Origin of the sequence: Chenggangzhangella methanolivorans, assembly GCF_019797865.1 — a bacterium.
Taxonomy (GTDB): domain Bacteria; phylum Pseudomonadota; class Alphaproteobacteria; order Rhizobiales; family Methylopilaceae; genus Methylopila; species Methylopila methanolivorans.
The window spans coordinates 5,238,025-5,255,793 of the sequence record NZ_CP081869.1; the positions used below are offsets into that span (position 1 = coordinate 5,238,025).

General features: G+C 68.7%; 14 protein-coding genes and 5 pseudogenes. 7 read left to right on the forward strand and 12 right to left on the reverse strand.

Annotated elements, in window-relative coordinates; translation table 11 throughout:
* Positions 1 to 2 precede the first annotated feature (2 nt).
* The 9 genes and pseudogenes from K6K41_RS29895 to K6K41_RS27645 all read right to left on the reverse strand — a co-directional run bounded on the left by K6K41_RS29895 (position 3) and on the right by K6K41_RS27645 (position 8,985).
* The gene (locus K6K41_RS29895; RefSeq protein ID WP_315855105.1) at positions 3 to 2,171 is read right to left on the reverse strand and encodes a glycosyltransferase 87 family protein; all 2,169 of its coding nucleotides are present in this window, start codon (positions 2,169 to 2,171) and stop codon (positions 3 to 5) included.
* Positions 2,172 to 2,231: 60 nt separating this feature from the next.
* Complete coding sequence (locus tag K6K41_RS27610; protein ID WP_261403182.1) at positions 2,232 to 3,185, reverse strand: hypothetical protein; 954 nt, start codon at positions 3,183 to 3,185, stop codon at positions 2,232 to 2,234.
* Between the two features lie 46 nt (positions 3,186 to 3,231).
* Positions 3,232 to 3,921 carry a leucyl/phenylalanyl-tRNA--protein transferase gene (gene aat / locus K6K41_RS27615; RefSeq protein WP_261403183.1) on the reverse strand — a complete coding sequence of 230 codons (690 nt, stop codon included), beginning with the start codon at positions 3,919 to 3,921 and terminating at the stop codon, positions 3,232 to 3,234.
* Between the two features lie 177 nt (positions 3,922 to 4,098).
* A pseudogene (gene accC, locus K6K41_RS27620) lies at positions 4,099 to 5,454 on the reverse strand (acetyl-CoA carboxylase biotin carboxylase subunit).
* A 4-nt stretch (positions 5,455 to 5,458) separates the two neighbouring features.
* Positions 5,459 to 5,917: an acetyl-CoA carboxylase biotin carboxyl carrier protein gene (gene accB, locus K6K41_RS27625; RefSeq protein ID WP_261403184.1), complete on the reverse strand. Its 459-nt coding sequence runs from the start codon at positions 5,915 to 5,917 to the stop codon at positions 5,459 to 5,461.
* Between the two features lie 13 nt (positions 5,918 to 5,930).
* Positions 5,931 to 6,428, reverse strand: a complete 498-nt coding sequence (aroQ, locus tag K6K41_RS27630) for a type II 3-dehydroquinate dehydratase (protein WP_315855249.1) — start codon at positions 6,426 to 6,428, stop codon at positions 5,931 to 5,933.
* A gap of 183 nt (positions 6,429 to 6,611) precedes the next feature.
* Positions 6,612 to 6,884: a DsbA family protein gene (locus K6K41_RS27635; protein ID WP_261405848.1), complete on the reverse strand. Its 273-nt coding sequence runs from the start codon at positions 6,882 to 6,884 to the stop codon at positions 6,612 to 6,614.
* Positions 6,885 to 6,936: 52 nt separating this feature from the next.
* Positions 6,937 to 7,245: pseudogene (locus tag K6K41_RS30895) on the reverse strand (thioredoxin domain-containing protein); the annotation flags it as partial.
* Positions 7,246 to 7,577: 332 nt separating this feature from the next.
* Positions 7,578 to 8,985: pseudogene (locus tag K6K41_RS27645) on the reverse strand (M48 family metalloprotease).
* Between the two features lie 320 nt (positions 8,986 to 9,305).
* Here K6K41_RS27645 and pyrG point away from each other — a divergent pair.
* The 5 genes and pseudogenes from pyrG to K6K41_RS27670 all read left to right on the forward strand — a co-directional run bounded on the left by pyrG (position 9,306) and on the right by K6K41_RS27670 (position 13,929).
* A pseudogene (gene pyrG / locus K6K41_RS27650) lies at positions 9,306 to 10,932 on the forward strand (CTP synthase).
* A gap of 95 nt (positions 10,933 to 11,027) precedes the next feature.
* Positions 11,028 to 11,552 carry a hypothetical protein gene (locus K6K41_RS27655; protein ID WP_261403186.1) on the forward strand — a complete coding sequence of 175 codons (525 nt, stop codon included), beginning with the start codon at positions 11,028 to 11,030 and terminating at the stop codon, positions 11,550 to 11,552.
* On the forward strand, positions 11,549 to 12,364 hold the full coding sequence (locus tag K6K41_RS27660; RefSeq protein ID WP_261403187.1) for a VOC family protein: 816 nt from the start codon (positions 11,549 to 11,551) through the stop codon (positions 12,362 to 12,364). The genes K6K41_RS27655 and K6K41_RS27660 overlap by 4 nt, the downstream gene beginning before the upstream one ends.
* Positions 12,365 to 12,400: 36 nt before the next feature.
* Positions 12,401 to 13,261, forward strand: coding sequence for a 3-deoxy-8-phosphooctulonate synthase (gene kdsA, locus K6K41_RS27665; protein ID WP_261403188.1), 861 nt, complete (start codon positions 12,401 to 12,403; stop codon positions 13,259 to 13,261).
* Positions 13,262 to 13,371: 110 nt separating this feature from the next.
* On the forward strand, positions 13,372 to 13,929 hold the full coding sequence (locus K6K41_RS27670) for a tellurite resistance TerB family protein (RefSeq protein WP_261403189.1): 558 nt from the start codon (positions 13,372 to 13,374) through the stop codon (positions 13,927 to 13,929).
* 5 nt (positions 13,930 to 13,934) lie between these two features.
* Here the strand turns inward: K6K41_RS27670 and K6K41_RS27675 are convergent, their stop codons facing one another.
* Positions 13,935 to 14,063: a hypothetical protein gene (locus K6K41_RS27675; protein ID WP_261403190.1), complete on the reverse strand. Its 129-nt coding sequence runs from the start codon at positions 14,061 to 14,063 to the stop codon at positions 13,935 to 13,937.
* A gap of 79 nt (positions 14,064 to 14,142) precedes the next feature.
* On the opposite strand from K6K41_RS27675, the gene K6K41_RS27680 reads away from it, so the two are divergent.
* Positions 14,143 to 15,057, forward strand: coding sequence for a hypothetical protein (locus tag K6K41_RS27680; protein WP_261403191.1), 915 nt, complete (start codon positions 14,143 to 14,145; stop codon positions 15,055 to 15,057).
* Positions 15,058 to 15,159: 102 nt separating this feature from the next.
* Here the strand turns inward: K6K41_RS27680 and queF are convergent, their stop codons facing one another.
* A complete protein-coding gene (gene queF, locus K6K41_RS27685; protein WP_261403192.1) occupies positions 15,160 to 15,606 on the reverse strand; it encodes a preQ(1) synthase in 447 nt (148 codons plus the stop codon).
* A 122-nt stretch (positions 15,607 to 15,728) separates the two neighbouring features.
* On the opposite strand from queF, the pseudogene eno reads away from it, so the two are divergent.
* Positions 15,729 to 17,008: pseudogene (gene eno / locus K6K41_RS27690) on the forward strand (phosphopyruvate hydratase).
* A 91-nt stretch (positions 17,009 to 17,099) separates the two neighbouring features.
* Here the strand turns inward: eno and K6K41_RS27695 are convergent.
* Complete coding sequence (locus K6K41_RS27695) at positions 17,100 to 17,723, reverse strand: outer membrane protein (RefSeq protein ID WP_261403193.1); 624 nt, start codon at positions 17,721 to 17,723, stop codon at positions 17,100 to 17,102.
* Between the last annotated feature and the right edge of the window lie 46 nt (positions 17,724 to 17,769).

Below are 17,769 nucleotides of genomic sequence, written 5' to 3' on the forward strand. Positions count from 1 at the left end.
TTTCACGCGCCCTTCAGTTCGAGGTAGCGGAGCCGTTTGGCTTCGCGCCTCGCCTCGGCGATGGCCTCGACGACGATGCCGCAGACCAGGCTGAGCACCGAAAGCTGCATCACGCTCGCGGCGAGCACGGCGGTCGGCAGGCGGGGCACGAGTCCCGTCTCCAGGAACTCCACCACCACCGGCGCGCCGAGGACCGCGCCTGCGCCTGCGAGCGCGAGCGCGATCGCGCCGAAGAACCGGAACGGCTTCACCGCGCGGTACATCATCGCGATGGTCCAGAGGATCCGGAAGCCGTCGCGGAACGTGGAGAGCTTGGAGGTCGAGTTCTCCGGACGCTTGCCGTAGCGGACAGGGATCTCGTCGACCGCAAGGCGCAGGTCGAGCGCATGAATCGAGAGCTCGGTCTCGATCTCGAAGCCGTTCGAGGCGGTCGGGAACGACTTGGCGAAGCGTCGCGAGCACACTCGGTAGCCAGACAGGATGTCGGTGAAGCCGGTCCCGAACAGGCGCGTGATCATGCGGTTGAACATCGCGTTGCCGGCGGCGTGGCCCTTGCGGGCCAGCATGCCTTCGCCCTCGCGCGTCGCCACCACCATGTCGAGCTGCTCGGAGACGAGCCGTTCGATGAGAAGCGGGGCGGCCAGCGGATCGTAGGTCAGGTCGCCGTCGGCCATGAGGTAGACGTCGGCCTCGACGTCGGCGAGCATGCGGCGCACGACGTTGCCCTTCCCCTGCCGCCGCTCGCGGCGGACGATCGCGCCGGCCTCTTCGGCCTTTTCGATCGTGCGGTCCTTCGAATTGTTGTCGTAGACGTAGATATCGGCGCCCGGCAGCACGGCCCGGAAGCCGCGCACGACGTCGCCGATCGCGGCCTCCTCGTTGTAGCAGGGCAGCAGCACCGCGACCTTCAGCGGCGCAGCCTGCGGCTTGAGGTTCGCGAGCTCGTAGAGGCGTTCAACGACCTGCGGCATGGGCGTGCGTCCGTGAGAGGGCGAAGAGGGGGGGTCGCGGCTCGCGGCGAGCGCGAACAGCGTCAACGTGGCGAGGAAGCCGACCGGGATCAGCGTGAGTTCGGCGAGCGTGCGCGCGACGAGCGGCGCGGCCCAGACGAAGGCGAGCGCGGCCGCCTCGAAGCGGCGGAAGCCGAGCTGGAGCGCGTCGCGCACCATGAAGGCGAGGGCGGGCGCGAGGATCATCAGGTCGTAGTCGAGCGCGTAAGGCGTCACGAGAACGGAGCCGGCGAGCAAGGCCGCGGCCTTGGCGCCGAAGGGCGCGTCGTTCCGCCAGAGCCGGATCACGACCGCGAGCGTCGCGGCCGCCACGATCCCTTGCGCCGCATAGGCGGTAGGCAACCCGCCGCCGAGCGCGCGCGCCGCCGCGAAGACGCTCATGATCTTGTGCCAGCCCGTGTCGCCGGCCTCGAGCACCACCGTGCGGGTGAAGGCGGCGCTCGCGGCGAACGCCTGCCAGGTCTCGACGCCGAAAAGCGCAAGAGACAGCGCGCAGGTCGCCATGACGGTGGCGGCGGCGGCGAACGCGGTCCGCCAATAGCCGCCGGCCGCGAGCGCGAAGGGCAGCAGCACGCCGAACTGGGGCTTGTAGGCGAGGAGGCCGAGCAGAACGCCGGCGAGGATCGGCCGGCTGCGCAGCAGCGCAAGGCCGAGGCCGAACAGGCCCGCGGTCAAGAACCCGTTGTGGCCGTGGGTGAGGTTCACGAACACGGCCGGGAAGGCGAGGCCGGCGAACAGCAGCTCGCGGCGGCTCTCGCCGAAGATCTTCACGAGGCCATAGAGATAGATCGGAAGCGTCGCGGCCTGCCAGACGAGGAGCGCTCCGAGATAGGGCAGGGCGCCGAGCGCCGCCGCGAGCGCGAGGAACATCGGGGGGTAGTGCCAGCCGAAGAACGGCACGCCCGGACCGAACTCCCTCACCTGCTCGGCGTAGTGACGCGCGAGGTCGTAAGACGCCTGCGGAGCGCCTTCGAGCGTGAGGCGGCCGGCCGCCCAGACATTGGAGAAGTCGGTTCCGAGCGGGCGGCCCGCGGCGTCGAGGCCGCCCGACGACGTCGCCCACATGGCGCCGAGCGCCACCGCATAGGCCCCGATAAGCGCGAGAGTCACGGGGACGATGCGGGCGCGGATGGCGAGGGCGGTGGGGTCGGGCGCGGTCACGCCGTGGGCTCTCCCGGAGGTCTTCGGAAGAGCCTGGCCCAGCGGGACTTAAATCCGCGTTTAAAGCTCGGCGCGTTCGATCACGAGGCCGCGGTCGGTGACCACGACCCACTGGCCGTCGCGGCGCTCGATCGAGCGGACGCGGCCGATGCCCGGGGCGCGGGCGCCGCGCACCACTTCGATCATGCCGTAGCGGCCTTCGAGCAGGGCGACGCCGCGGGTGACCTCGCGCACCGTCCAGTTGCGGACGATCTTGGCGTTGTCGCGGGGCTTTTCTTCGGCTGCGGTGGCGGCGCGAGCGTCGCGGGAGACGCTGCCGGTCGCGATCTGATCGTCGGCGCGCGCAAGACGCTGCTGTTCGTTCTGCCTGGCTTCCGCGGCCTGACGAACCTCGGTCGCCTGCTTCTCCATGCGGTCGAGACGCTCCTGCATCTCGGCCACGCGCTGGGCGTCGCCCTTCGACTGGTCGAGCTTGGCCGAGAGCGTCTCGATCTTGGAGCTCGATTGGTCACGGGTCGCGTCGAGCGTCTTCTGGAGGCCGGCGAGCTCGGACTTGAGGGCGCGGACCTCGTCCTGGCTGTTGGCGGCGGCGTTGGCGGCCGACTTCGACAGCTGCGACTGGCTCTGCTTCGACTGGTCGAGCGCGCGCTGGAGGCGCGAGACCTCGTTGCGGAGCGCGGTCATGTCCTTGTTGAGGGCCGCGGCCTTCTTCTGCTGGCCGCTCGGATCGATGTTCGAGTCGAGCCCGACCGCGCGGGCGTCGAGCGCCGCGACGGTGTCAAGCGAATCGGTCAGCGCCGGCGCCGTCGCGAAGGAGGCGGCGGCCGCCCCCGCGCCGATCGCGAGCGCCGCCGCGAGCGCGTAAGGGGCGAAGGACCAGCGCGCACGATCGCGCTCGTAAGGGGGCTCGAGCGGATCGCCGGACGAGAAGGCGGCGTCCTCGGCGGGTTCGCCTTTCCAGTCCGCGATGGCGCGGCTGAAGGATTGGTCAGGCTTGGGGAGAGCGGCGGTCATCGGTGTAACCCTCGGGCGACATCCGACGAGTAACGTTCGAATGTCGTTACCGAAGCGTTACCGGAGCGACTCCAATCGCGCCCAAGGCTTCGGCGCCGCTCATGATTTTTTCGCGGGGCCAGACGAAGAAATCGCCCTCATGCGCAAGCGCGGCCTCGAGCAGACGATGATAGTCGCGCCGCGGCGTCTCGACTGCGCCGAATCGACGAAGGTGGTCCGTCACGAACTGGGTGTCGAGCAGATGGAAGCCGCCGACCTTCAGCCTGGCGACGAGGTGGACCAGCGCGACCTTCGAGGCGTCGCGCTCGACATGGAACATGCTCTCGCCGAAGAAGGCGGCGCCGAGCCGCACGCCGTAGAGCCCGCCGACGAGACGGCCGTCCGCCCAGGCCTCGACGCTGTGGCAGCGCCCGATCGCGTGGAGGTCGCCGTAAAGCTTCCGGATGCGTTCGTTGATCCAGGTCTTCTGCCGCCCGGGGGCCGGCGCGGCGCAGCCCTCCATTACGGCGTCGAACGCAGAGTCGATCCGGATTTCGAAGCGGTCGCCCCGCACGGTGCGCGCGAGACGATCGGAAACGCGGAAATCGTCGAGCGGGAGAACGCCGCGCTGCTCCGGTTCGATCCAGAACAGGCCGGGGTCGTTCGCGCTCTCCGCCATCGGAAAGATCCCGCAGGCGTAGGCCTTGAGCAGGACCTCCGGCGTGATCTCGACGAGGACGTCGTTGATGCGGGTCATACGGGAGCGACTCGGCTGCGGGCGCGAACTGCGTGCTTCGAGACGCCTTCCTGCGGAAGGCTCCTCAGCATGAGGACCGTGGAGCGAAAATATACCGAAACGTTCGGGCCTCCACCTTCCTCATGCTGAGGAGCGCCGAAGGCGCGTCTCGAAGCACGCAGTCGGCGTCCGCGCGTTTCACTCCCCGCCCTGCGACTCCGCCAGCATCTTCTCGAGCCAGTGGATGTCGTACTCGCCGTCCTGGATCGAGGCGTTGCGCACCAGCCGGCGGAACAGCGGAAGGGTGGTGTCGACGCCGTCGACCACGAACTCGTCGAGCGCGCGCCGCAGCCGCATCAGGCATTCGGTGCGGTTGCGGCCGTGGACGATCAGCTTGCCGATCATCGAGTCGTAGTTCGGCGGGATCGCGTAGCCCTGATAGGCCGCGCTGTCGACGCGCACGCCGAGGCCGCCGGGCACGTGGTAGTAGGCGATGCGGCCGGGCGAGGGCCGGAAGGTCTCGGGATGCTCGGCGTTCACCCGGCACTCGATGGCGTGGCCGCGGAAGATCACGTCTTCCTGGGCGATGCCGAGACGCGCGCCGCCCGCGATCCGGATCTGCTCGTTGATCAGATCGATCCCTGTGACCATCTCGGTCACCGGATGCTCGACCTGGATGCGGGTGTTCATCTCGATGAAGTAGAAGCGGCCGTTTTCGTAAAGAAACTCGATCGTGCCGACGCCGCGGTACTTCAGTTCGCGCATCGGGCCGCGACTGTCTCGCCGATCTGCTCGCGCTCGGCCGCGTTGAGCGCAGGCGAGGGGGCCTCTTCCCAGACCTTCTGGTGACGGCGCTGCAGCGAGCAGTCGCGCTCGCCGAGATGGATCGCCGCGCCTTCGCCGTCGCCGAGCACCTGGATCTCGATGTGGCGCGGCTGGCCGAGATATTTTTCAAGATAGACAGCGTCGTCCCGAAGGCGGCCTTGGCCTCCGAACGCGCGGTCTGCAGCGCCTCGACGAGATCGTCCTCGGTCTTGGCGACCTTCATGCCGCGCCCGCCGCCGCCCGCCGCCGCCTTCACGAGCACCGGGAAGCCGATCTCTTTGGCGACGCGCATCGCCTCGACCTCGTCGGTGACGCCGCCGTTCGAGCCCGGCACGACCGGAATGCCGAGGCGCTTGGCCGTCTGCTTCGCCTCGATCTTGTCGCCCATGATCCGGATGTGCCCCGGCTTGGGGCCGATGAAGGTGAGGTTGCTCCTCGAGGATCTCGGCGAAGCGCGCGTTCTCCGAGAGAAAGCCCGTAGCCGGGATGCACCGCGTCCGCCCCGGTGATCTCGCAGGCGGCCAGCAGCGCCGGGATGTTGAGGTAGCTGTCGCGCGCGGCCGGCGGGCCGATGCAGACGCTCTCGTCGGCGAGGCGCACATGCATGGCGTCGGCGTCGGCGGTCGAATGGACCGCCACCGTCGCGATGCCGAGCTCCTTGCAGGCGCGCAGGATGCGCAGCGCGATCTCGCCGCGGTTGGCGATCAGGACCTTGTCGATGCCGGCCATCGGGTCAGTCGACGATGATGAGCGGTTCGCCGAATTCGACCGGCTGGCCGTCGGCGACGAGGATTTCGCGAACCGTGCCGGCGCGCGGCGCGGGAATCGCGTTCATGGTCTTCATGGCCTCGACGATCAGCAGCGTCTGGCCCTGCCGGACGCTGGCGCCGACCTCGACGAAGGCCTTCGCGCCGGGCTCGGGCGCCAGATAGGCGGTCCCCACCATCGGCGACGTCACGACGCCCGGATGCTTGGCCGGATCGTCGGCGGCGGCGGCCGGCGCGGCGGATGCCGCCGCGGGAGCGGCGTAGACCGGCGCGACGGCCGGGCCGGCGGTGAGCTGGCGCGCGACGCGGACGCGGAAGTCGCCGCGCTCGATCTCGATCTCGCTCAGGCCTTTCTCCTCGAGCAGCTCGGCGAGCTCTCGGACGAAGGCCTGGTCGTCGTTGTGGCGGACGGGTGCTTTGCTCATCGGCGGCAAGTCTTCATGTGGGTATGCTCCGTCTCCGGGGCCGCTTTCCGCGGTCAGACCGCGATCGTCGCGGGGCCGCCGTCCCGGCGGATGCGACGCGCGAGCGCGTGAAGGGCGAATTCGTATCCGTCGATCCCGAGCCGACGATGACGCCGTCGGCGACGGCGGAAATGTAGGAATGGTGGCGATAGCTTTCGCGGGCGTGAATGTTCGAGATGTGGACCTCGACGATCGGTTTTTCCACCGCGCGCAGCGCGTCCTGCAGGGCGACCGAGGTGTGGGTCAGCCCGGCGGCGTTGATCACGACGCCGTCCGCCGCCTGCCTCGCCTCCTGGATCCAGTCGATCAGCTCGCCCTCATGATTGGACTGGCGGAACACGACCGACAGGCCGAGTCCGTCGGCGACGTCGCGCGAACGAGCCTCGACGTCGCCGAGCGTCGCCGAGCCATAGACCGCCGGCTCGCGCAGCCCGAGCAGATTGAGGTTCGGTCCATTGAGGATGAAGACCACTGGGTTCAAGGGACGCTTCGCTGAGGCGGCCCGGCTGGCCGCCGGGACGGGCGCGGCCGGAAGCCGCAGAACGCCGCCTTATAGGAAAGACGCGGCCCGAACCCAAGCGATTCCGGAACAGGAGGGTTCGAAGGCTGCGCGGAACCGCCGGCGGTCGGGCGCGCCGGACCGCCGGCGATCGGCTCAGCACATGGCCTTGCCGCACTTCCGAAGCGCCGCGACCCGGCCCTTGAGGTCGTCGACGATCCCGCGCGTGTTCGGCACCACGGCCTCGCCGATCACGTAGGTCGGCGTCGCCTCGACGCCGAGATCGTCGGCGAGCTGTTTCGATTCGAGCAGGGTCGCCTCGACCTCCGGCGCGCCCATCGCGGCCTCGAGCTTCTTGCGGTCGACGCCGACCTCGGTCGCGACCGCGAGCGCTTTGTCGCGGGTCGCGAGCGACTGGCCGCCGAGCAGCTTGTCGTGGAAGGCGCGGAACTTGTCCGGCGATGCGGTTCAGGGCGATCGAGACCTGCGCGGCCCCGACCGACTCTTCGCGGATGACCGGAAGCTCCATCACCACGACGCGCAGGTTCGGGTCGTTGTCGACGAGCGCGTCGATGTCCTTGATGGCGCGGCGGCAGAAGCCGCAATTGTAGTCGAAGAACTCGACCAGCGTGACGTCGCCCTTCGGATTGCCGAGGACGGCGTGCAGCTTCTTCTCGTCGATCTTCGACACATAGGTCTTCAGCACGTCGGCGCGCTGCTCGGCGAGCTTGGCCTGCTGGCGCCGGTTCCACTCTTGCTGCGCCTCGTAGAGCACCTCTGGATTGGTCACGAGATATTCGCGGACGATCTTGCCGATCTCCTCCTTCTCCTTGGCGTCGAAGGCGAACGCCGGACCTGCGGCCGCGGCGATCAGCGCCGGCGAGGGCGAGGCGGGGGAAGAGGGGCATGGTGGTGGTTTCCGTGTCAGATCGGAGCGGTGCGGACGACAGAACGTGCTGCGTGCTTCGAGACGCCGGCTTTGGCCGGCTCCTCAGCATGAGGAATGTGGCGGAGTTTGGCTATTCGATGTCGTGCGCGCCAAATCTCCCGCCGAGACGTCACCGACGCTTCTCATGCTGAGGAGCTCGTCTCCGACGAGCGTCTCGAAGCACGCAGTTCGCCTCAGTTCATCTTCTGCGGCGTGTAGGTCGCGATGTCGTCGGCCTTCAGCCAGTTCGGCGTGCCCGTCTTGAAGCCGGCCTTGGCGCGGTTCGCGATCTGGCGCGCGGTGCCGTAGTCGCCCTCGGCGAAGGCCGCCTGCGCCGAGGCGAGGTCGGCCTCGGGAATCTTGTTCTTCTTGGCGAGCGCGATGGCGAGCTGCCGAAAACCCTCGGCGTTCTTCGGATCGCGCGCAGTGGCGCGGGTGAGTTCGGCCACCGCGTCGCCGCCCTTGCCGCCGCCGGCGTTCATCGCCTGTCCGAGCATGGTGCGGATCGGCGTCGCGCCCGGGGCGAGCGACAGCCCTTGCGAAGCTCGGGCACGGCCTGCGCCGGGCGCCCGTTCTCGAGATAGGCCTGCCCCTTGAGCTCGTGGAACCAGGGATTGTTGGGCTGGGCGCGGATGAGGTCGTCGATCTGCGCGGCCGCGCTGTCGATCGGCGACGACCGGTAGGAGGCGATCGCCCTCGCGTAGCGGGCCGGCAGGCTCATGTCGCTCGGCGGGTAGCGCCGGCCGACGCCCTGCGGCGTGTCCGTGAAGCCGTAGAGCTTGGCGCGCATCATGTCGTGGCGCGCCTGAAGCGCCGGCGGGTCGAGCTTGTCGTAATAGGGGCTCTTCTTCGCGAGATCCTGAAGGTTCGCGATGCGGTCGGCCGGCATCGGATGGCTCTGCGCGTAGGGGTCGATGAAGCGCTTGGAGAACGCGATCTGGCTCTCGAAACGCTGGAACGTCGTCAGCATGCCCTTGGCCGACTGGCCGGACTTGTTCAGGTAGCTGATCGCCGATCGGTCGGCCGCCTGCTCCTCGCCGCGCTGGTAGGAGAGCAGCGAGCGGCGGATCGCCTCCTGCGGCGCCATCACCGCGCCTGCGACCGCGCCGCCGGCGTTGTCGCCCGGGCGACTGGTCGCCACCGCTCCGGCCGCGGCTCCGATGCCGAGCAGCATCGCGACGATCGACATCGTCTGGGCCTGGTCGAGCCGCTGGCGGAGTCTGGCCAGATGGCCGCCGACGATGTGGCCGGTCTCGTGCGCGAGCACGCCGATGACCTCGTTCGGGTCTTGGCTTCCATCAGCGTGCCGATGTTGACGAAGATGCGCCGGCCGTCGGCCACGAAGGCGTTGAACTCCTTCGAGTTGATGATCGTGATCTCGACCACGCCCTCGTTGATGCCCGCCGCCTTGAAGATCGGCGCCATGTAGTCGCGCAGCAGCCCCTCGATCTCGGCGTCGCGGATGACGGGCATGCCGCGCGGCGTCTGGGCGGAGGCCGGGGCGGTCACGCCGACGAGCGCCGTCGCCGCGGCCGCGACGAGCGCTGTCGCCCGCCGGAGCTGGCGACCCAGGAAGGTCTGCGTACGCAAAGTCGGGATCATCGCTCCTCGCGTCGGGGATCGTGCGAGCGCTCGGATGCTATCCGCGCGGAAGGACGCGGGCAACGCGCAGGCGCGCGCGGCCGCCTTTCGCCGGCGCCCTTTGCGCGAGGGGAGCCCTTCGGTCTATTAGGGGCGACGGCCCGAACGCACGTTCTCGCGATCCCGCCTCCCGGCTTCGTCACGGACGGCGGGCGCGCGTGCGTTTTGGGGTCTGCGATGTGGACAAGGGACGGCGCCGGCTCCCCGAATCGGGACGGCTGCGTCTAAGGCTGACGAGTCGTGGTTCGCCGCGGCGTCGGCCGATCAACCTGAGAGACGGAATGGCGCGCTACGTCTTCATCACCGGCGGAGTGGTGTCCTCGCTTGGCAAGGGCCTCGCCTCCGCGGCGCTCGGAGCCCTGCTTCAGGCGCGCGGCTATTCGGTGCGGCTGCGCAAGCTCGATCCCTATCTCAATGTCGATCCGGGCACGATGAGCCCGACCCAGCACGGCGAGGTGTTCGTCACCGACGACGGCGCCGAGACCGACCTCGACCTCGGCCATTACGAGCGCTTCACCGGCCAGCCGGCCTCGATCCGCGACAACATCACGACAGGCCGCATCTATCGCGACATCATCGCCAAGGAGCGCCGCGGGGATTATCTCGGCGGCACCGTGCAGGTGATCCCGCACGTCACCGACGCCATCAAGGCCTTCGTCCGCGAGGGCAACGACGACTTCGACTTCGTGCTGGTCGAGATCGGCGGCACGGTCGGCGACATCGAGGGCCTGCCGTTCTTCGAGGCGATCCGCCAGCTCGGCAACGACCTGCCGCGCGGAGACTGCATCTACATCCACCTGACGCTGCTGCCCTACATCCCGAGCGCCGGAGAGCTGAAGACCAAGCCGACCCAGCACTCCGTCAAGGAGCTGCGCTCGATCGGCATCCAGCCCGATATCCTGCTGTGCCGCTGCGACAGGCCGATTCCGCCCGAAGAGCGCCGCAAGCTCGGCCTGTTCTGCAACGTCCGCGAGACGGCCGTGATCGAGGCCCGCGACGTCGGCACCATCTACGAGGTGCCAGAGGCCTACCACCGCGAGGGCCTCGACGTCGAAGTGCTGCGCGCCTTCGGGATCGAGCCGGGCTCGCCGCCGGATCTGTCCGGCTGGCGCAACATCACCCACCGGATCAAGAACCCGGAGGGCGAGGTCACGATCGCGATCGTGGGCAAGTACACGGTCTGAAGGACGCCTACAAGTCGCTCTACGAGGCGCTCGTGCACGGCGGCGTCGCCAACACCGTGAAGGTCAACGTCGACTGGATCGAGAGCGAGATCTTCGAGCGCGAAGATCCGACGCCGTTCCTCGAGCACGTCCACGGCATTCTGGTTCCGGGCGGCTTCGGCCAGCGCGGCGCTGAAGGAAAGATCAAGGCCGACCTTCGCGCGCGAGCGCAAGGTCCGTATTTCGGCATCTGCTTCGGCATGCAGATGGCGGTGATCGAGGCGGCGCGGAATCTCGCCGGCGTGACCGAGGCCAACTCCACCGAGTTCGGCCCGACGCCCGAGCCGATCGTCGGCCTGATGACCGAATGGGTGAAGGGCAACGAACTCGAGAAGCGTTTCGCGGCCGGCGATCTCGGCGGCACCATGCGTCTGGGCGCCTACGACGCGACGCTGAAGCTCGGCTCGAAGGCGGCCGAGATCTACGGCGCGACCGACATCTCCGAGCGCCACCGCCACCGCTATGAGGTCAACACCGCGTATCGCGACCGGCTGGAGCAGCGCGGCCTGATCTTCTCTCTGGCATGTCGCCCGACGGGCTGCTGCCGGAGATCGTCGAGCATGTCGACCATCCCTGGTTCGTCGGCGTCCAGTTCCACCCCGAGCTCAAGTCGCGGCCGTTCGAGCCGCATCCGCTGTTCGCGAGCTTCGTCGGCGCGGCGCTGACGCAGAGCCGGCTGGTGTGATGCGGTCCACGCCCGCAAAGTTCTGGGCGTGGTTTTCCGTGAACGCGGGTCGTCTCGCGCGAATCGTGGAGCCGGAAGCCTCGGAGGACGAGCGGATGAAGCTCTACGCGGAGCTGAACGAGCAGTTCGACGCCGCGTTCGAAAACGTCATCTGCGAAGTCGGCTTCAAGGACGGTTCGGCGCAGTTCGTCATCTCGGCCGACGGCCAGAGGGAGCGGTTCGGGGCGGTCATCGATTATGTGGAGGGCGCGCCCGAGATCCCCGGCTGGAAAGTGGTCCCCTTCCGGCAGCGCATGCCGGTCGACTACATGCTCAAGATGTTCGGCGTCGACTATCCGCCCGCCGACATGAGGCTGAAGCCTGCGGCGGCGGCGGACAATGTGGACATGGCGTTCTACCTGAAGACCGACGGCCGGCTCGACGACGCGAGTTTCAGTCAGGTGACCTACATCGTGCTCGACGGCCTCCTAGGAGAGTTCGACGTCGAGGCTTATGTGGGCGTCGTCGAGAAGACGCTGCTGGCTCCAAGCGCGCCCTGGCCGGAAGGCGCGCTGGGCCTCGACGAAGCCCGCGACGAATTCGACCGGCTGAGCGCGCGCCTGAGGCCCGTCAGGCGATGACGGCGCGCGGCCTTGATCACCTCATCCACCTCGTGCGCGACCTCGACGCTGCGGCTGCGGCTTATGAGCGGCTCGGCTTCAGGGTCTCGTCCGAGAACCGCCATCCGTTCGGCACCAAGAACCGCATCGTCCAGTTCCCCGGCGCGTTCATCGAGATCCTGGCCATAGGCGACCACGCGCCGGTTCCGGACGCCGCGCCGGGCCAGCCGTCCTTCGCCGCCTTCCATCGCGACCTGCTTGCGCGGGCAGGCGAGGGCGGCTCCGGCATCGCGCTCGAATGCCCCGATGCGCGCGGCGACGCCGCAGCATTCGCGCGCTTTGGGATCGGAGACTTCCAGCCGTTCTTTTTCGAGCGGCGCGGGACGCGCGCCGAGGGCTCAGACGTCCATGTCGCGTTCGAGCTCGCTTTCGCGCAGGACGCCGCCTCGCCGGACGCGCTCTTCTTCGCTTGCGATCACAAATTCCCGGACTTCTGGAGCGAAGAGGCGCAGCGCCATCCAAACGGCGCGACCACAATCCTCGGGGCGATCCTGACGGCCGAAAATCCCTCGGATCACCACGTCTTCCTCAAGGCGTTCACAGGCGTCCACGATTTTCGCGCCACCTCGCTCGGGCTGTCGATCGCGACGCCGCGCGGGACGCTCGACGTGCTCACCCCGTTCGCGTTCCGCCAACTCACCGGCGTCGAGGCTCCGCAGGGGGACGGAATGCGGCTCGCCGCCATCCGCATCGCCGCGCCTCGCGCGCAGATTGCGCCGGGGACGGATCATTTCGGCCTCACGCTTGTGCTGGAAGAGGCGCGCGCGGCCTGATAGGTCGCACGGCCGAACGAACCGGAGCACCGCCCGATGAACGCACCTGTCCAGAACCGCCCGCAGGGCGTCGTCGAAATCGGCGAAGGCGCCGGCAAGGTCCGCTTCGGCAACGACCTTCCGGTCGCGCTCATCGCAGGCCCCTGCCAGATGGAAAGCCGCGAGCACGCGCTCGAGGTCGCCTCCGCGCTCAAGGAGATCGCGGGCAAGCTCGGGATCGGGCTGGTGTTCAAGACCTCGTTCGACAAGGCCAACCGCACCAGCGCGAACGCGCAGCGCGGCATGGGGCTCGAGGCGGCGCTGCCGGTCTTCGCCGAGATCCGCGAGAGCCTCGGCCTGCCGACGCTGACCGACGTCCACGACGCCCATCAGTGCGCAGCCGTGGCCGAGGCCGTCGACGTGCTGCAGATCCCGGCGTTCCTCTGCCGCCAGACCGACCTGTTGCTCGCCGCCGCCGCGACGGGCCGCGTCGTCAACGTCAAGAAGGGTCAGTTTCTCGCGCCCTGGGACATGAAGAACGTGGTGGCCAAGCTCACCGGCGCCGGGAACCCGAAGGTGCTGCTCACCGAGCGCGGGGCCTCGTTCGGCTACAACACGCTCGTCTCCGACATGCGCGCGCTGCCCGAGATGGCCAAGACCGGCGCGCCGGTGATCTTCGACGCCACCCATTCGGTGCAGCAGCCGGGCGGGCAGGGCACGTCTTCGGGCGGCCAGCGCGAATACGTCGCCGTTCTCGCGCGCGCCGCGGTGGCGGTCGGCGTGGCGGGGCTCTTCATCGAGAGCCACCCGGATCCCGACCACGCCCCCTCGGACGGTCCGAACATGGTCGCGCTCAAGGACATGCCGGCGCTGCTCGAGCGCCTGATGGCGTTCGACAAGATCGCCAAAGCGGCCTGATCCGCCTCAGGTTCGTCCTGTTGATCAATTGATTGATTGCGACAGTCCGCCCCGATACTGATCGAAGCCGCGGCGGCAAGACCGTTCCGGCTTCGACGGGGGAAGACGGCATGCCGATCATCGCGACGATCCTCAGCGGGCTCTTCTTCTGGGGAGTCTACTGGTTCATCTTCATGGACGGCCACAAGGCCGTCGGCGGCATGCTCACCGGGCGGCGCAACGCCAAGCGACGGGCGGCGGCCCTCGACGCCGAGGCTCGCGCGCCGATCACGTTGATCGCTGATCCGCGCGACGCCGCGACCGTCCTGATGTACCTCGTCGCGCGCCAGAAGGGCGATTATTCAGCGGCCCAGCTCTCCGCCATCGGGGCCGAGATGCGCGGCGTGCTGTCGCTTGAGGGCGACCTCGCCGAGCGCCAGTCCTATGCGCGCTTCGCCTGCACCAAGACGCCGAGCGTCACCGCCGCGATCCAGGACGTCGCGCCCTTGCCGAGCGACCGGCTGACGCCGGAGGAGCGCGACGATCTCTTCGCCATGGTGGACCGCATCGCCAACGTCGACGGTCCGCCGAGCGATGAGCAGGCGGCCTCGCTGGCGGCTCTGCGGAAGGCGCTCGAACCTGCGGAGGCGACCGGCCAGGGCTTCGGCTGGACACGCGCCCGCGCCTGAAAGGCCTAAGTCTGCGCCACGAGCTGCGCGTTGGCGCGGTCGTAGCGGATATAGGCTGCGGCCGACACATGCGTGCCGCCGACCCAGTGGTCGGCGCCGTTGACGACCCGGTGGTCGAGCCGCCCCGACAGCACCGCGCGCCCCGTGCGGGTGAGCCGCAGGCGCGCCCGGGCGAACTCGCGTAGCCCCGGTCGGCGTGGGCCTTGAGCCGCAATGGTCCTGCGAGGGCCCGGGCAGCCCTTCGATCAGCGGCCTGTCGCCGAACGCCAGCCCGTCGAGCCGGCGAAAGAAGCTGGCGTCGCCCAGAAACTGCGCGTCGTCCTCTTCGCTCACGCGGCGGAAGAGTTCGCCGGTGGTCGTCTCCTCGCGCGCAAGATGCGACAACGCCCGCTCCTCGGTGAGGGTGAGCCCCATCAGCGGGTCGGGCAGCTCCGCCAGCAGGCGGTTCAGCGCGCGGCCAAGATAGGGCAGGGCGCTGGTATCGGACTGGGCGAGATCGGCGAGCCGATGGGGGGTCGGCGCAGTGAACGCCTCCCAAGCCTCGCTCGCGAGGCTCTGTTGCTCGTGCGTCACCGGCGCGGCCGCCTCGGCGAGGCGCCGCATCGAGTCCGGTCCCTGATGGCCGAGATAGTCGTCGGCCTGGACGAGATGGAGCCCCTCGAGACGATCTTCACCGCGGAAGAAGTCGAGGATCTGCAGCAGTTGCAACTGGTCGTAGAGGTCGTGCTCGAGCCAGATCTCGACTCTTTGGAAGCCCGAATGCCGGCGAATGGCGGCGTCGCGCGACCGGAATTCGGTCGCGACCTCCTCGGCTCCGAGCCCGAGGTCGGAGGAAATGAAAGTCGCGCGGATCGCCGACAGACGTTCGAGGCCGCTCATCGCCGGCACCGGGCCGTCATGCAGGACGTCGCGCCAGGCGAGGATCCGGCCGGCGACGCCGGCTGCCTCCAGCCGGGCGACTGCCGCGTCGCCGTTCGTGATGACCAGCACGTCGTCGGGGCGCCGCTCGGAATTCGTATCGGGGATCATCAGCGCCTTCCAACTTCGCATGCGTCGTTCACGGCATGGAAGGTGGGGGGCGCTTGGGGCGTATTCGCGGCGGCGGCGTCTCACGAGACCGCGTCCTAGCGGCTCTCGGCGCGGGAGTCCGCCGGCACGGCCAGCGTGACGGTTCGGCGACGGCGCGCCGCCGTATTTGCGCCCATTCCGTTTCTGGCGCGACACATGCGGTCACCCCCGTCCGCGATACGGCGGCACGCCCTGGTCCGGCGCCCAGAGGCTTGCGGGGCGTTCGCCGGTCTCGAAGAATACGTCGATCGGAATGCCGCCGCGCGGATACCAGTAGCCGCCAATCCTCAGCCACTTCGGGGCGAGCGCCGCGACGAGCCGCTTGCCGATCGCGACCGTGCAGTCCTCGTGGAAGGCGCCGTGGTTGCGGAACGAGCCGAGATAGAGCTTCAGCGATTTGGACTCCACCAGCCACGCGCCCGGCGCGTAGTCGATGACGAGATGGGCGAAATCCGGCTGGCCGGTCACGGGGCAGAGCGAGGTGAACTCCGGCGCGGCGAAGCGGACGACGTAGTCGACGTCCGTATGGGGATTGGGAACGCGGTCGAGCTCCGCCTCTTCGGGGGATGCGGGAAGCGGCGTCTGCCGGCCGAGCTGAAGGTCGCTCATGGGATCTCCTGAAATCTCGGGCGGATTTAGCGCAGCCTGGGCCAAGCGCGATCTTTCGCGGTGGCGCGCCATCCGCTAGAGGTGCGCCGACCTCCTCCATCTCAGCCTTCGGAGCCCGCCACATGACCGCAATCGTCGACATCGTCGCCCGCGAGATCCTGGACAGCCGCGGCAATCCGACCGTCGAGGTGGACGTCACGCTCGAGGACGGCAGCCAGGGTCGCGCCGCGGTGCCCTCCGGCGCCTCGACCGGCGCATGAGGCGGTCGAGCTCCGCGACGGCGACAAGAAGCGTTATCTGGGCAAGGGCGTCACCAAGGCGGTCGACGCCGTCAACGGCGAGATCTTCGACGCGATCGGCGGCTTCGACGCCGAGGAGCAGGTGAAGATCGACGAGACCCTGATCGCGCTCGACGGCACGCCCAACAAGGCGCGGCTCGGCGCGAACGCGATCCTAGGCGTCTCGCTCGCGACCGCCAAGGCCGCGGCGGCGAGCTCCATGACGCCGCTCTATCGCTATGTCGGCGGCGTCTCGGCCCGCGTCCTTCCGGTGCCGATGATGAACATCGTCAACGGCGGCGCGCACGCCGACAACCCGATCGACTTCCAGGAATTCATGATCATGCCGGTGGGCGCCGAGAGCTTCTCGGAGGCGCTGCGCACCGGCGCGGAGATCTTCCACACGCTGAAGAAGCAGCTGAAGGACGCCGGCCACAACACCAATCGGCGACGAGGGCGGCTTCGCTCCGAACCTTTCCTCGGCCGAGGTCGCGCTCGACTTCGTCATGAAGTCGGTCGAGAAGGCCGGCTTCAAGCCGGGCAAGGACGTCTACATCGCGCTCGATTGCGCCGCGACCGAGTTCTTCAAGGACGGCAAGTATGTCTACGAGGGCGAGGGCGAGACCCGCGACCCCGAGAAGCAGGCCAAGTACCTCGCCAAGCTCGTGAAGAACTACCCGATCGTCTCGATCGAAGACGGCATGGCCGAGGACGACTGGGAGGGTTGGAAGGCCGTCACCGAGCTCGTCGGCGACAAGTGCCAGCTGGTCGGCGACGACCTGTTCGTCACGAATGTCGAGCGTCTGTCGAAGGGCATCAAGAAGGGCGTCGCCAACTCGATCCTGGTCAAGGTCAACCAGATCGGTTCGCTGACCGAGACGCTCGCCGCCGTCGACATGGCCCAGCGCGCCGGCTACACGGCCGTGATGAGCCACCGCTCCGGCGAGACCGAGGACGCGACCATCGCGGACCTCGCGGTCGCGACCAATTGCGGGCAGATCAAGACCGGCTCGCTCGCCCGTTCGGACCGGATCGCGAAGTACAATCAGCTGCTGCGCATCGAGCAGGAGCTCGGCGCCCAGGCGATCTACGCCGGCAGGGCGGCGCTCAAGGCGCTCGACTGATCTCTCCGAGCGTCGCCTTGGGCGGCCCGTGAGCCAACAAAAAGCCCCGCGGCCGAAACCGCGGGGTTTTTCTTTGGTCCGATCGTGCGGATCAGAACTTGTAGGCGAGGCCGCCCATGACCCGGTTCTCGGTGAGCTTCACGCCGCTGCGGCGGCCGTAATCCGCGTAGCGGTACTCGGCGCGGCCCACGACGTTGTCGGTGAAGGCGTATTCGGCGCCGCCGCCGGCCGTCCAGCCGGTGAAGCTGCGGGACTGGGTCGCCGCGCCGCCCGTGCCGGTGCCCTTGACGCGCGCATAGGCGACGCCCGCCGCGCCGTAGACCATGACGCGATCGAACGCGACGCCGACGCGGCCGCGGGTGGCGCCGGCCCACTTCACGTCAGCCTTCACGCTGCCGAACGGAGCGAAGCTGACCTTGTCGTCCTGGTCCGACCAGTTGAAGTCGGTCTCGACGCCGACAACGAGCGGGGAAGCGTCGAACTGATAGTTATAGCCGGCGTAGCCGCCGATCAGCGCGCCCTTCGGCCGGAACGCGCCGCCGCCCAGACGATCCTTGCCGTAGCCGGCCTGGACGCCGAGATAGGCGCCGGTCCAGCTGAAGGACGGCACGGCGATGACGGCCGGCGCGGCTTCCATCGGAAGGTCGGCGGCGAAGGCCGAGGTGGAGAGAAGGGCGGCGGAGAGAGCCGCGCCGAGAGCGAGAGAGCGAACCATCGAAATTTCCCCGACAAGAAACCCGCGGTCCTTGCGCCGGCGGGTC

Coding starts and splice junctions, on each gene's coding strand:
- K6K41_RS27610 (WP_261403182.1), bottom strand. CDS start 3,185: ATGACCGCCGCTCTCCCCAAGCCTGACCAATCCTTCAGCCGCGCCATC.
- aat (WP_261403183.1), bottom strand. CDS start 3,921: ATGACCCGCATCAACGACGTCCTCGTCGAGATCACGCCGGAGGTCCTG.
- accB (WP_261403184.1), bottom strand. CDS start 5,917: ATGAGCAAAGCACCCGTCCGCCACAACGACGACCAGGCCTTCGTCCGA.
- K6K41_RS27655 (WP_261403186.1), top strand. CDS start 11,028: ATGAAGCTCTACGCGGAGCTGAACGAGCAGTTCGACGCCGCGTTCGAA.
- K6K41_RS27660 (WP_261403187.1), top strand. CDS start 11,549: ATGACGGCGCGCGGCCTTGATCACCTCATCCACCTCGTGCGCGACCTC.
- kdsA (WP_261403188.1), top strand. CDS start 12,401: ATGAACGCACCTGTCCAGAACCGCCCGCAGGGCGTCGTCGAAATCGGC.
- K6K41_RS27670 (WP_261403189.1), top strand. CDS start 13,372: ATGCCGATCATCGCGACGATCCTCAGCGGGCTCTTCTTCTGGGGAGTC.
- K6K41_RS27680 (WP_261403191.1), top strand. CDS start 14,143: ATGGTCCTGCGAGGGCCCGGGCAGCCCTTCGATCAGCGGCCTGTCGCC.
- queF (WP_261403192.1), bottom strand. CDS start 15,606: ATGAGCGACCTTCAGCTCGGCCGGCAGACGCCGCTTCCCGCATCCCCC.
- K6K41_RS27695 (WP_261403193.1), bottom strand. CDS start 17,723: ATGGTTCGCTCTCTCGCTCTCGGCGCGGCTCTCTCCGCCGCCCTTCTC.